Origin of the sequence: Vibrio sp. 1F279 (assembly GCF_041439815.1) — a bacterium.
Taxonomy (GTDB): domain Bacteria; phylum Pseudomonadota; class Gammaproteobacteria; order Enterobacterales; family Vibrionaceae; genus Vibrio; species Vibrio tasmaniensis_A.
In genome coordinates this window covers 109,552-124,057 of record NZ_JBGOOU010000010.1, presented here as the reverse complement: position 1 = coordinate 124,057, position 14,506 = coordinate 109,552, and the positions used below count along the sequence as shown (strand labels likewise).

10 protein-coding genes are annotated in these 14,506 nt (G+C 46.5%); 2 read left to right on the top strand and 8 right to left on the bottom strand.

Annotation, left to right across the window (positions count from 1 at the left end; all coding sequences use genetic code 11):
- Positions 1-14: 14 nt before the first annotated feature.
- The 8 genes from dusB to ACED60_RS10045 all read right to left on the bottom strand — a co-directional run bounded on the left by dusB (position 15) and on the right by ACED60_RS10045 (position 9,497).
- Entirely contained in the window at positions 15-983 is a 969-nt protein-coding gene (gene dusB / locus ACED60_RS10080; RefSeq protein WP_009844689.1) for a tRNA dihydrouridine synthase DusB, read from the bottom strand.
- Between the two features lie 140 nt (positions 984-1,123).
- Positions 1,124-2,011, bottom strand: a complete 888-nt coding sequence (gene prmA, locus ACED60_RS10075) for a 50S ribosomal protein L11 methyltransferase (RefSeq protein ID WP_012604987.1) — start codon at positions 2,009-2,011, stop codon at positions 1,124-1,126.
- Between the two features lie 188 nt (positions 2,012-2,199).
- Positions 2,200-3,543, bottom strand: a complete 1,344-nt coding sequence (gene accC / locus ACED60_RS10070; protein ID WP_009844691.1) for an acetyl-CoA carboxylase biotin carboxylase subunit — start codon at positions 3,541-3,543, stop codon at positions 2,200-2,202.
- Between the two features lie 15 nt (positions 3,544-3,558).
- Entirely contained in the window at positions 3,559-4,008 is a 450-nt protein-coding gene (gene accB / locus ACED60_RS10065) for an acetyl-CoA carboxylase biotin carboxyl carrier protein (protein WP_017083823.1), read from the bottom strand.
- Between the two features lie 74 nt (positions 4,009-4,082).
- Positions 4,083-4,532 carry a type II 3-dehydroquinate dehydratase gene (gene aroQ / locus ACED60_RS10060; protein ID WP_009844692.1) on the bottom strand — a complete coding sequence of 150 codons (450 nt, stop codon included), beginning with the start codon at positions 4,530-4,532 and terminating at the stop codon, positions 4,083-4,085.
- Positions 4,533-4,855: 323 nt separating this feature from the next.
- A complete protein-coding gene (acs, locus tag ACED60_RS10055; RefSeq protein WP_009844693.1) occupies positions 4,856-6,805 on the bottom strand; it encodes an acetate--CoA ligase in 1,950 nt (649 codons plus the stop codon).
- Between the two features lie 218 nt (positions 6,806-7,023).
- Positions 7,024-7,656, bottom strand: coding sequence for a 3'-5' exonuclease (locus tag ACED60_RS10050; RefSeq protein WP_009844694.1), 633 nt, complete (start codon positions 7,654-7,656; stop codon positions 7,024-7,026).
- Positions 7,657-7,667: 11 nt separating this feature from the next.
- Positions 7,668-9,497 carry a DUF294 nucleotidyltransferase-like domain-containing protein gene (locus ACED60_RS10045; RefSeq protein ID WP_371727436.1) on the bottom strand — a complete coding sequence of 610 codons (1,830 nt, stop codon included), beginning with the start codon at positions 9,495-9,497 and terminating at the stop codon, positions 7,668-7,670.
- A gap of 229 nt (positions 9,498-9,726) precedes the next feature.
- Between ACED60_RS10045 and ACED60_RS10040 the strand changes: the two genes are divergently transcribed.
- Positions 9,727-10,932 carry a 3-phenylpropionate MFS transporter gene (locus ACED60_RS10040; RefSeq protein WP_371727428.1) on the top strand — a complete coding sequence of 402 codons (1,206 nt, stop codon included), beginning with the start codon at positions 9,727-9,729 and terminating at the stop codon, positions 10,930-10,932.
- A gap of 117 nt (positions 10,933-11,049) precedes the next feature.
- Positions 11,050-14,481, top strand: a complete 3,432-nt coding sequence (locus ACED60_RS10035; protein ID WP_371727427.1) for a PAS-domain containing protein — start codon at positions 11,050-11,052, stop codon at positions 14,479-14,481.
- Positions 14,482-14,506: the final 25 nt, after the last annotated feature.

The window sequence follows — 14,506 nt, the reverse complement described above, 5'->3', positions numbered from 1 at the left end:
AGCTCTTCTCGTAATTATGGTGCAACGTTATCAAAAAAACCTTCTAGCGCTTCAAGCTGCAGATCACCTGCTTCGAATGCGTTGAAGGTACGGCGAAACTCACTCGCTTGTTCATGCTCTTTTAGATACCAACCCACATGCTTACGAGCGATGCGAGGGCCTAAAAACTCTCCATAAAATTCATGTAGAGCGAGCACATGACCAAGCATGATGTCTTTCACTTCCGAAATCGGGAGTGGGTCCATCGTGGTGCCGTTTTCCAAATAGTGTAGGATTTCGTTAAAAATCCAAGGACGTCCTTGGGCAGGTCGACCTATCATTAAAGCATCAGCGCCGGTGTACTCCAGCACAAACTTCGCTTTTTCCGGACTATCGATATCACCGTTAGCGATAACCGGAATAGATACTGCTTGTTTCGCTGCTTTAATGTGTTTGTATTCTGCCTCACCTTTGTACATACAAGCGCGAGTTCTCCCGTGAAGGGCAAGAGCTTGTATGCCGCAGTCTTCGGCTATTTTCGCGATTTGGACACAGTTTCTATTGTCTGTATCCCAGCCTGTGCGCGTTTTCAACGTTACTGGAACGTCGACAGCATTTACCACAGCCTTCAGAATATCTTCAATGAGTTCTGGATGCTGAAGTAGGGCTGAGCCCGCAAGCTTCTTATTCACTTTTTTGGCTGGGCAACCCATGTTGATATCGATGATTTGCGCACCGTTAGCAACATTGAATTGAGCAGCCTCGGCCATAAGCTGTGGATCTGCACCAGCGATTTGTACTGAACGAATGCCCGATTCGCCTTCATGTACCATACGCTGCTGAGATTTTGACGTTTTCCAAACTTTCGGATTGGAGGACATCATTTCACTGACTGCCATCCCCGCACCGTAACGAAGACACAACTCACGGAATGGTCTATCCGTTACGCCAGCCATAGGAGCGACGATTAGATTGTTCTTAAGTTGATAATTTCCGATTTTCAAAAATGTCATCACAGTTCTGTACCAGCAAGGGCGCGCATTTTACGCATTTTTTCGCTGCGTGAAAAGACTAATATTTGAGCATTTACAATTTGTTTTTGTAATTCGTTTAAATTTCAATCAATTAGCACCCAAAGTCTTACCTAGCCTTGCTTGCGACCAGAGATTCGACACCATTCTTGTTGTTCAATGATCGGATCAATGTGAAGCTCATCACGATAATAAGTTGCAACATCTTCCGCTTGTGTATCTAAAACACCCGACATTGCTAGTACACCATTTGGCTTTACTAGACCTTTAATGATGCCAGAAAGGTCGCGTAATGGACCGGCAAGAATGTTGGCAACAACAACGTCAGCGAGCAAACCTTCCGGTTGATCTTGTGGCAAGAACACCTCTAGTTGCTCAGCAACACCATTGCGTTGTGCATTGTCTTTTGATGCAAGCAGAGCTTGAGGATCAATGTCGATCCCGACAACTTTTGCCGCGCCAAGTTTGATCGCAGCGATCGCAAGAATGCCAGAACCACAACCGAAGTCGATCACGGTTTTACCTGTCAGGTCTAGGCCTTCAAGCCACTCAAGACACAATGCTGTTGTTGGGTGAGTACCGGTACCGAATGCAAGACCGGGATCCAGCATTACGTTTACAGCGTCAGGTTCAGGGATATCGCGCCAGCTAGGGCAGATCCATAAACGCTCACCAAACTTCATTGGGTGGAAGTTGTCCATCCATTCACGTTCCCAATCCTTGTCTTCAATTTGCTCTACTTTGTGAGCAAAGTCTGCAGGGAACATGTTGCTTGCTTTAATCTGCGCTAGAACGACACCAGTGTCAGTCTCAGCGTCGTAAAGCGCGAGAATGTCAGTATCACCCCAAAGGCGAGTTTCGCCCGGCAGAGGCTCAAATACAGGGGTATCTTGTGCATCCAGGAAAGTTACAGAAAGAGCACCAGTCTCTTCCATTAACATGTCGCCGATTTGTTCGGCATTTTCATTGGTAGCATTAAGCTTGATTTGAATCCAAGGCATGGCTGCATCTTCTATATGAGAAAAATTGGATGGCGAGTCTAGCAGAAAATATGAGCAAATTCACCAAAACCCCACGGAATATAATGGGGATGATGAATTGATTATTGCGAGTATTTACAAACAAAAATGCTCACCGAAGTGAGCATTTATTACTGTTCTACAGAGAACGAATTACGGAAGGCTAGCTTCTATTGTAGACCAAGCTTCTTCTCAAGGTAGTGGATGTTTGCCCCACCGTGTTGGAAGTTTTCGTCGTTCATAATAGACAGTTGAAGCTCAGTATTAACGTTAATACCTTCAACAATCATTTCACCCAATGCGTTCTTCATACGAGCGATAGCAACATCACGGTTCTCACCGTAAGTGATCAGCTTGCCGATCATTGAATCGTAATGCGGTGGCACTGTGTAGCCCGTGTAGATGTGAGATTCCCAACGTACACCCATGCCGCCTGGAGCGTGGAAGCGCGTGATCTTACCCGGAGAAGGTAGGAAACGAACCGGATCTTCCGCATTGATACGACATTCGATTGAGTGGCCGCGCAGCTTAATATCATCCTGTGTGAATGATAGAGGCTGACCAGCAGCAATGCGAAGTTGCTCTTTCACTAGATCGATACCCGTTACCATTTCAGTAATCGTGTGCTCAACCTGGATACGAGTGTTCATTTCAATGAAGTAGAACTCACCGTTCTCGTATAGGAATTCAAATGTACCTGCGCCGCGGTAACCAATCTCAAGACATGCACGAGTACAACGGTCGCCAATGTATTTACGCATTTCTTCAGTGATACCTGGTGCTGGTGCTTCTTCCACAACTTTCTGGTGACGACGCTGCATTGAACAGTCACGCTCACCTAGGTGGATAGCATTACCTTGACCATCTGCAAGCACTTGTACTTCAATGTGACGTGGGTTTTCTAGGAATTTTTCCATGTAAACCATGTCGTTATTGAAACATGCTTTTGCTTCAGCACGAGTCATTGCGATAGCTTCTGTTAGTTCTTTTTCAGTACGAACAACACGCATACCACGACCGCCGCCGCCGCCAGAAGCCTTGATGATTACAGGGAAACCAATGCGCTTAGCGTGCGCTTTGTTTTTCGCTTCGTCGTCGTCAAGAGGGCCGTCAGAACCTGGTACACAAGGTACACCCGCTTTTTTCATTGACGTGATAGCTGACACTTTGTCACCCATCATGCGAATGGTTTCAGCTTTAGGGCCAACGAAGATAAAACCACTGCGCTCTACCTGTTCTGCAAAGTCTGCATTTTCAGATAGGAAGCCGTAGCCTGGGTGAATAGCAACTGCACCCGTTACTTCAGCAGCGCTGATGATACGAGGGATGTTCAGGTAGCTATCGATACCACGAGCTGGACCGATACAAATTGTTTCGTCAGCAAGCAGTACGTGCTTAAGATCGCGGTCAGCGGTTGAGTGAACTGCTACCGTTTTGATGCCAAGCTCTTTACATGCTCGCAGAATACGCAGTGCAATTTCACCACGGTTCGCGATTACTAATTTATCTAACATAATGAGTGCTCTCTATTATTCGATAATTACTAGAGCTTGGTCGAATTCTACTGGTTGACCGTCTTCAACTAGGATAGCCGTTACAACACCAGATTTATCAGCTTCGATTTGGTTCATCATTTTCATCGCTTCAACGATACATAGTGTTTCGCCAGCAGTTACAGATTGACCAACTTTAACGAACGGTTTTGCATCTGGGCTTGGAGCGCCGTAGAAAGTACCAACCATTGGAGAAAGAACTTGGTGACCAGCAGGAACCGCAGGAGCTGCCGCTTCTGCAGCTACAGGTGCCGCCGCAGGTGCTGCTGCTACAGGAGCTGGAGCTGCTGCATATTGAATAGGCGCTGCAGATACAGGGCTGTTACGACTGATTCGTACTGACTCTTCACCTTCAGAGATCTCTAGCTCAGAAATACCAGACTCTTCAACCAATTCGATTAGCTTCTTGATTTTGCGAATATCCATTGTTTCTTTCTCTTTATCTGTTGATTGAACTTACTCTTTGACTGAGTAGGTTAGTAATAGTTCGTTGTTTTTATTTACTTTGCGTTGAGCTTGTTGAGCGCAGCTGTCAAAGCAAATTGATAACCTTGGGCACCTAAGCCACAAATCACACCTTCTGCTTTATCAGACAGGTAAGAGTGGTGACGGAATGGTTCACGTGCGTGAACATTCGATAGGTGAACCTCAATAAATGGGATAGCAACACCAAGTAGTGCATCACGCAACGCCACACTGGTATGTGTAAAGGCCGCTGGGTTGATGATAATGAAATCAACATTTTGATAAGCACTATGGATAGCTTCAATCAGCTCATACTCACGATTTGACTGTAAGTGAGATAGCTCAACATCGTGTGTTTTCGCTTGCTCGGTCAATGAGCTAATAATCTGGTCAAGTGTTTGAGAACCGTAGTGTGCAGGTTCTCTAAGGCCTAACAGATTAAGGTTTGGTCCATTTAAAACTAGAATGCGAAACTTTGTAGACATTGTGGGGCTATCTTCCTTTATCGTGTTTACGAACGTGAATGTTGCCATTTTATTGAAAATTTGGGGATAATTTCCAGTAAGAAAAACCCAAATTTAAAAATTAGAACCAGATTATAGCTAATTCAGCGCAAATCGCAGCAATTTACTGGTCTAATCTCCTATTGAGAGAGTGTGAGATTGTTACCAACTTAACAAAAAAGCGCCTTAGCCTTAATTTTGTCGAGGATATTTGAGATCAAGATCAGCCATAAAAAAACCGCCACATAGGTGACGGTTTAGAAAGGCGCTGTTTTAAACAGTAATTACGTAATGTGACGGGTTGCTTATGCCAGTTCCGCTTTCTCTGCAATCAGCTTATCGACCACGCTTGGGTCTGCCAGTGTCGACGTATCGCCTAGGTTGCCAGTATCGCCAGTGGCAATCTTACGCAGGATACGACGCATGATTTTACCTGAACGAGTTTTTGGTAATGAGTCGGTCCAGTGCAGTACATCTGGCGTTGCGATTGGGCCTATCTCTTTGCGTACCCAGTCTTTCACTTCTTTATGAAGCTCTGCGGTCGGAAATTCACCATCATTCAACGTGATGTAAGCGTAAATCGCTTGGCCTTTAATATCATGAGGGATACCTACAATCGCAGCCTCTGCGATCTTATCAAATGCGACTAGAGCCGATTCAATCTCAGCGGTACCCATACGGTGGCCTGATACGTTCAGAACGTCATCAACACGGCCAGTAATCCAGTAGTAACCGTCTTCATCACGACGAGCACCATCACTGGTGAAGTACATGCCTTTAAAGGTCGAGAAGTAAGTTTGTTCGAAACGGTCATGATCGCCGTGAACGGTACGCATCTGGCCTGGCCAAGAGTCAAGAATCACTAGGTTGCCGTCTGTTGCACCCTCAATGATGTTACCCATGTTATCAACCAGCGCCGGTTGCACACCGAAGAATGGACGCGTCGCTGAGCCCGGTTTTAGATCGGTTGCCCCCGGTAGTGGTGCGATTAAGATACCACCCGTTTCTGTTTGCCACCATGTATCAACAATTGGAGACTGCTCATTACCGATTGTTTTGTAGTACCACTCCCACGCCTCTGGGTTGATAGGTTCACCCACTGAGCCCATGATTCTTAGGCTGTCACGAGACGTGCCTTCAACGGCTTCATTGCCTTTCGCCATCAATGCACGAATAGCTGTTGGCGCCGTATAAAGAATATTAACTTGGTGCTTATCGACCACTTCACTCATGCGGCTTGTGTTCGGGTAGTTCGGCACGCCTTCAAACAGAATGGTTTTTGCACCATTGGCAAGCGGTCCGTAAACAAGGTATGTGTGACCGGTAATCCAACCCACATCGGCTGTACACCAGAAAGTTTCGCCTTCTTGGTAATCGAATACGTATTTGAAGGTCATTGCTGCATAAACAAGGTAACCACCGGTGGTGTGCATAACACCCTTAGGTTTGCCTGTTGAACCTGACGTATAAAGGATGAATAGTGGGTCTTCTGCGTTCATCTCTTCTGGAGGACAATCTGCAGATACATTAGCAATAGCATCGTGCCACCACACATCGCGGTGTTCGTGCCATGCAACATCGCCGCCAGTACGTTTGAATACTACAACCTTTTCGATGTTCTTCACTTCAGGATTCGTCAGTGCTTCATCGACATTTTTCTTCAGTGGAACCGCACGGCCGCCACGCACGCCTTCATCGGCAGTGATAACGACTTTAGAATTTGAATCGATAATACGACCAGACAGTGCTTCTGGTGAGAAACCGCCAAATACCACTGTGTGAACCGCCCCGATACGGGTACACGCCAGCATCGCAACCGCAGCTTCTGGAACCATTGGCATGTATAAACAAACCACATCACCTTTGCGCACGCCTTGCTCTTTCAGAGCATTCGAAAACAGGCACACTTCTTTGTGTAGTTCATTAAAAGTTAGAGTTTTGTCATCCGCCGGGTCATCGCCTTCCCAGATAATAGCGACTTCATCGCCGCGTTCAGCAAGGTGGCGGTCGATACAGTTAGCCGAAACGTTAAGCGTGCCATCTTCAAACCAGCGAATATCAATGTGGCCAGGGTCGAAAGAGGTATTTTTTACCTGTGTGAAAGGTTTAATCCAATCAACGATTTTTCCGTGTTCACCCCAAAAGCCTTCAGGGTCAGAAACAGATTGCTGGTACATGGCTAGGTAAGTGTCATTATCCGCGTGTGTGGTTGATTTAATATTTTCTTTTACCGGATAAACGTGGGCTTCACTCATTGCATCTCTCCTTGTGCCTACATTCCTAATGAACTGGCAACTTCCTTTGTGTTCAGTTTCTAGGTCTATTACAGAACCATCTTTGTGTTATCACTCTCGACTAGGACGGCGATTTCCACAATTAGACTTTAGGATGAGACGCTGCTTTTCACTTACAAAATAGCGAGTTAAGTTCATTTTTGAGATGTTGCTCTCTATGTGAAGCGCCAGTGGTTGAATTAAGAATAAGAAGAGTTGAAACGGGGCAGATCACCATGTTTCAGGCGAACAAAGATCAGGGCTGCGGAGATAGCGTCTTGTAATGCATCATGTTTATTGACGGGGATAGGTAAATCGAGCTGGCGACAGATGGCGTCCATACTGAGATCAAAATAGGCATTGGGCAGCTGCCTTTCGAGCTTGTCTTGATAAAGTTGGCTTACTTCGACTAATCGGTTAGGCAGTGGAAATCCAAGCTGTTTTAAACAGGCGCGATCGAGGATTTTTTTATCATAGCGGATGTGATAGCCGACTAAAGGACGATTTCCAATGAAGTTCAGTAGCTCGATTAAAGCCTGTTTTTCTTCGATGCCGTGCTTTAGATCTTGATGGCGAATACGGTGGATTTTTATTGAATTGCAATCGAGCGATTGAGGGGCGCGCAATCGGACTTCAAAAGGTTGGCTGGTAATGATTCGGTTGCCGATGATCTTGGTTGCGGCAATGGTGACTAATTCTGCCTGATTGGGGTCGAGGCTGGTGGTTTCACAATCGAGAGATACGTATTCGTGATTAGCAGGCGCAGTAAACAGAGGCTGATAAGTAGAGCCTTTGAGTTTATGATGCCAGTAATAGCGAACCAACCTATTCATCGTTCAATCGCCTAATCCCGTATCTGATAATGGTAGCCGAGCCATTGCTTGAATTTCTTCACTACGTGCAGGCTATGACGAAGCAGATCCCTGTCTGCTCGCTCCATCAGTTTAACGTTAATCTTGTTGCTGCTGTGCTGTTGAGAAAGCCTTTGGGCTAAGCGCCACTTAAAGAATTGCTTGAGTGCTTCACTGAGATTATCGGCAGTACTTTGCTCAAGCACTTTCTTGCTAACCAGTTGTTCAATGCGTTCGAAGGTATTGTTTACCGTGACACCATGCTCAAGACAGAGTGCCCTCACACCATGCACGATAGGGAAAATACCGCCTTGTTTGATATCGAGCCCTGACTTGGATTGTTTAACATTGCCAAACAGGGTGAGGGGTACTGAGAAGTTCAGAGCAGGTCGGCAGAATTCAGTCAGAATCAATTCTTGTCCGAGCATCAAATCACTTAGGTGCTGCTTTACGGGTTTTAATAACTCTCTATTACCCGCAACGGCGTGTGCATCCGCCATGATCGCGATATCCATCACGGTATCTGGCGTGGCTTTTTTTACCCAACGGGTGAGGGTTTGTTTCCACTCTTGTTCTGAATGCACCCATTTGGGGTTGTTGACCATCACGTTGCCGGGGCAGAGTGGATAGCCCAATTGCTGCAATGTGTGAGTGAGGTCGTTCATAGCACTCTGGCATTGATGCCACTCTAAACCATCTTGAATAATCAGCGCGTTGTCTTGATCGGTTTTGAGAATTTGTTCTCCACGGCCTTCGGAACCCAACACGATGAGGCAGCAATGATTATGCAGTGCCGGTGGGATCACCAACTCAAAAGCCTTCTCTATGATCTGTTCGTTGACCGCAGAAATCAGTTCCATGATAAAGCGTGTGCGAATCCCATTACTGAGCAAGCTCTCGACCAGTTGACGCTGTTTGTTAGAGGCCATTGCCAATTCTTCAACGCTGGTGGCGCGCGCAATACGCAAAGTGAGAACGTGGGAGTGAGTGGAGAATGCACTGAGGATTTGTGTCATATCCACCATGCCGACAGCATTTAGACCGTCACAAACCATCAACCTTTTTACCCGGTTTCTGGTCATGGTAATCATGGCATTAAATAAGAAATCACCTTGGTTTACGTGCATCACCGGAAATGTTGCAATCTCGCCAACGGGCGCGTCCTGTGGGAAGTTATCGAGCATTACAGCGTGCAATAAATTGGTTCGTGTGACGATCCCATACGGTAAGGAGCCTGAACCAAAATCTTTTATGCCTTTGTCGTCTAAATGCACCAGCGCCGAGTCTAAGCCTTGCTCTTTTAGGATTTGAGTCACTTGGTTGATGGGTTGCCCAGGATCAAGAATCAGTGGTGGGTGATAGATAGAGTCATCCACTTTGGTCAATATAAACTCGGCAAGGTTTTGTTGCTGCTGAGCGGCCTCTATCAGAGCTTTCCGTGTCGACAGGTTACTATCAAAGTAGGCGGCAAATTGACCATTGGCGTGATAAAGATCGAGAAAAACATCGGTAGGCAGTAGGTAGCTCAAGGTGTCTTCGAGTGCGATATATTGATGTTTGGTGTGAGGTTCAAACTGGCTGCGCACATCAAAAATATCGTCATTGGCGTAATGTGCGTAAATCTCACCATCACTGCTCGCGCGCTCTTCAACGGCTCCTTTGATCAGGATATGCAGGTGTCTGCTCGGCCTATCTGCTTCCAGTATCACTTCTTGAGAGCGGTAATACACCACGTCTAATGAAGAGCGAAGCTTCAATTGTTCCGTATCGGACAGGCTATCGAAGGGTGGGTGCTGCATATTAAATTTTTCAGGCATAAGCATCACAAGAAGTGGGAGTCTTTAATCAGTCTGACAAAATACCAGCGAAGCTCCAGACGACTTTAGTCTAAATGCAGACTAGATATCGATGAACGTGATATAGCTTGGTGATAAGTGATATCTAGGCTAATTGAATATAGGAATGCTATCCCAGTAATAATTCCCTTTTTCATCCTACTCTAGATAGGCATAATTGGAGCCGCCTTTTTCCGCACACTTTCATAGGTTATTTATGTTTAGCCCCTCTCCTTACGGATGGATATCTCAGTATTTTCTTGGTTTCTTTTTTGCGTATGGTGTGTACTTGCCATTTTGGGCGTTGTGGTTTGAAGACCAAGGCGTTTCTGCAGGAGACATCGGTGTATTGATTGGTATTGGTTTTGCGACTCGCTGTGTTGCTAACCTTGTGATTACGCCGCGCATCCATAACGTAGAGAATCTTTTGCCCGCTCTGCGCTGGTTGAGCTTCGCCTCATTGTTATTTGTTGGTTTCCACTTCTTCACTGGAGGCAGTTTTCTATTGATGCTGTTGGCAACAGTATTGTTTAACCTGTGTTGTGGGCCGGTTATCCCTCTTTCTGACGCAATGGCTAACCATTACAGTCGTCTTAAGATGCTTGACTATGGACGCACTCGTTTATGGGGTTCGATTGCTTTTATTGCGGGTTCAACCGTGGTGGGTTATTTAGTCGCACAGTTTGGCACTGATATGATTTTGTATACAGCGCTTGTTGGTGTGCTGTTGTCGTTAGTGTTGGCGATGAGAAACCCTAACGTGATGCCAGTAACGCAATCTGAGAAACAAGCAGTGCGACCAAAATTAGGTGAGTTACTGCGTGAGTCGTCTGTGGTTAAATTTTTGGCCTTGATGGCGTTGCTGCAAGGTAGCCATGCGGCTTACTACAGTTTTAGTGCGATTTACTGGAAAGAAGCCGGTCACTCAGAAGCGATTATTGGTTATTTATGGAGCCTAGGCGTTGTTGCTGAGGTGGCTGTGTTTGCTCTCAGTAAGCGCTTATTCTCTGGCTGGTCAATGCGTACTCTGTTCGTGGTAGCTGCAATCGGTGTGATGGCTCGTTGGGGGATTACCGCATCAACAACGGCAATTTTCGCCTTGGTTATGGTGCAAATGCTGCATGGTGTGACGTTTGCTATGGCGCACATCGCAGCCATTCAATACATTCAATACATTCAATCAGAAGAACAGAATAAAATGGTCGCGCTGCAAGCTCTGTATAATGCGATCCCATTGGGAGCTGTTATCGCACTAATGACGACCTTAAGTGGTTGGGGCTATGAGCTTTGGGGGGCAAACATCTTCTGGGGTATGGCCGCGATGGGGGCTCTTGCTCTGTTCATTAAGTTGGACGAGAGAAGTTCAGTGGTTGAGATTAATCAGTCAGGTTCGGAACAATTAGAATCTAACAGCAAATGCTGATAATTAGAGTCTGAAGCACAGAATTTAAGCGATTCGATTGAGTTAATGACCCATCCTTAGTTAAATGAAACCTCTCCCTTATGGAGAGGTTTTTTTATGGATGAAAAAGGGTTTTTAATGCAAGGATGGATAGTAATTCCAGTCTCTTTAGCCTATTTGGGCGTGTTATTTCTGATCGCTTGGTATGGAGACAGGCAGGTTCGTTGGCTATCGCGTTGGCGCCCATGGATCTATAGCCTTTCGATTGCCGTGTATTGTACCTCTTGGACTTTCTATGGAACGGTCGGACAGGCGAGCAATAACCCATGGTCCTTTTTACCCATCTATCTCGCCCCCATTCTGGTCTTTACACTCGGGTGGCGGATCTTGGCGCGGTTGATCCTGATTGCAAAGCGTGAACACATCACTTCAATTGCCGACTTTATCGCGGCTCGTTATGGAAAATCTCAGGGCTTGGCTGTTGCCGTCACCGTGATTGCCGTGGTCGGTATTCTTCCTTATATCGCGCTACAGCTGCGTGGTATTACGATGGGGCTAGATATTGTTGCGCCAAACCTAGCGTCTGATTTCGGCTATCAGGATTATCACGTGTCTTGGTTTGTGGTCGGTGCTTTGGCCATTTTTACCATGCTGTTTGGTACAAGACACATTGATAACACAGAACATCACCGTGGCATGATGATGGCGGTGGCGTTTGAATCTATCGTTAAGCTTGCAGCATTCTTGATTGTTGGCCTGTTTATTATCTACCTGGCGATGAGCAGTGACAAAATTGACTTGTTTGATGTGGCGGCTTCCACCTACGAATCGCCTAATATTCCGACCTTAATTATTCATACCGTTTTGACCATGTTGGCGATTGTCTGTCTGCCGCGTCAATTCCACACCATGGTGGTTGAGAACGAACGTCCTCAAGATTTGCATACCGCTCGCTGGTTGTTTCCTCTTTATTTGATTTTGATGGGCCTGTTTGTGCTGCCAATTGCTTGGGCAGGACAAGGGCTGCTCACCGACATGCCGGCTGATACTTACGTGATCAGTGTACCAATGGCAGAAGGTGCGAATCACATTGCTTTGTTAGCTTTCCTCGGAGGTACTTCGGCGGCGAGTGGCATGGTGATTGTCTCGACCATCGCATTAGCGATCATGGTATCGAATGATTTAGTGATGCCATTGCTGCTGCGCCGTATGCGCCTAACTCAAAGAACCCATCGACATTTTTCTGGCATGTTGCTGGTGATTCGACGCGGGTTGATTTTACTGCTGTTACTGGGTGCTTGGCTGTTCTATCAAGCGCTCGATACCATTCACTCACTGTCGGCGATTGGCTTTCTTTCCTTTGCGGCGATTGCTCAATTCGCGCCAGCACTTATTGGTGGTTTGTACTGGCGTCCGGGCAACCGGAAGGGGGTTTATGTCGGCTTAATGGTGGGCTCGTTGATTTGGCTGATCACCCTGATGAGCCAAACCAGTATGCTGGCGGGCGATAGTGAAAGTAACCTTTTACTGTGGATTATCACGCCACCAGAGTTGCTCAACAGTTGGGAGATCAGCAGTTCAAACTGGGGGATTGTGCTGAGTATTTTACTGAATACTTTGTGTTATGCCGTGGTTTCGATGGTGACCAGACCAAGCCTAAGTGAGCGTTTACAATCGGCTGCTTTTATTGGCACACCATTACCAGAAAATGAGAACATCAGCCTCTATCAGAGCCGTGTGACGGTCGCTGAATTAGAAATGCTGGCGTCTCGTTTTGTGGGGCGTAAGCGTGCGAAAAGTGCCTTACAGAGTTATTGGCAACAGCACGGGCAGCCGCTACTTCCTAACCAACAAGCGCCCGCAAGCCTGATTCGACATGCAGAACGTGTGCTCGCTGGTGTATTCGGTGCATCTTCAGCTAAGTTAGTACTTACTTCGGTCTTGCAGGGCAGAAATATGCAGCTTGAGGAAGTGGCGACCATCGTTGATGAAGCCTCTGAACTGTACGATTTCAGCCGTGGTTTACTGCAAGGTGCGATTGAACATATTGGTCAAGGCATTGCCGTAATTGACAAACAAATGAGGCTGGTGGCGTGGAATCAACGTTACTTAGAACTGTTTGAGTTCCCTGCAGGCTTGATTCAGGTGGGTCGACCCATTTCAGATGTAATTCGTCACAATGCTGAGCAAGGTTTGTGTGGCCCAGGCGACCCAGAAGATCACGTTCGACGCCGTGTTTATCACCTTGAGCAAGGCACGCGACACACCTCATCTCGTATTCGTCCGGATGGTCGAGTGATTGAGGTGCAAGGTAACCCAATGCCAAGTGGTGGCTTCGTCATGAGCTTTACCGATATCACGGTTTTCAGACAAGCAGAGCAAGCGCTAAAAGATGCTAATGAAAGCTTGGAATCGAGAGTCCATGAACGAACTCAAGAGCTCGAGAAGCTTAACCATCGTTTGGTAAAGGCGACGCAAATATCTGACCAAGAATCACAATCTAAGAGTCGTTTTCTTGCGGCTGTTAGTCACGATTTGATGCAGCCATTAAATGCTGCTCGCTTGTTTGCTTCTTCGCTATCTGAGGTCGCAAAAGAACAAGAGGAGAAGCAGCTTTCTTCTCATATCGAAAGTGCGTTGGGTGCGGCTGAAGATCTGATTGGCGACCTGCTTGATATCTCGCGATTGGAGTCAGGAAAATTAGAAACCAACATTCACGCGATTGCCGTGCATGATGTACTGACCAACCTGAATGCAGAATTTAGCGCTTTAGCGACACAGCAAAAAATACAGTTTCAGATGATTCCATCGTCACTGTTTATTCACTCTGACCCTAAGTTATTAAGACGAGTGATTCAGAACTTTTTAACGAATGCGTTTCGCTATAACCCTGAAGGGAAAGTGGTCCTCGGTGCGAGACGAGTGAATGATCAGGTACGAATTGATGTGTGGGATAACGGAACCGGTATCGATGAAGACAAGCAACAAGAGATCTTCGAAGAGTTTACGCGAGGTAGCCAAGTACGAGCCGATCAGGGGTTGGGATTAGGGTTGGCGATTTCGAAAGGGATTGCTCATGTGCTTGGTCATCAAATATCGATGCGTTCATGGCCGGGAGAAGGTAGCGTCTTTTCCATCACCTTAGCGAGAGCAGAGCAGGTGGCTCCGGTTGTACAAGCTTCGACGCCAATGGCGACCAGTGACATCGAACATCTGAAAATACTGTGTGTCGATAATGAGCGCGAGATTTTAGTCGGCATGGAGAACTTGATTGGTCGTTGGGGCTGTGAGGTTAAGACCGCCGTCGACTTAGTCGAAAGTTTGAAGTGTCTCGATGATGATTGGCAGCCGGATGTGATTTTCTCTGATTATCGCCTCGATAATGGCCGAACGGGTCTCGAAGTGTTGCAACAATGCCGTTTACGTCTTGGAGATTCTTTTGAAGGGGTCATTATCAGTGCAGATAGAACCGATGACATGTTGGCAGCAATAAAAGCCAATAGCTTCAGCTTTATCGCTAAACCCGTCAAGCCGCTAAAACTCAGAGCGGTACTGAATCGGGTGAGTTAATTAGGAATAATCAGCTCGAATTCCT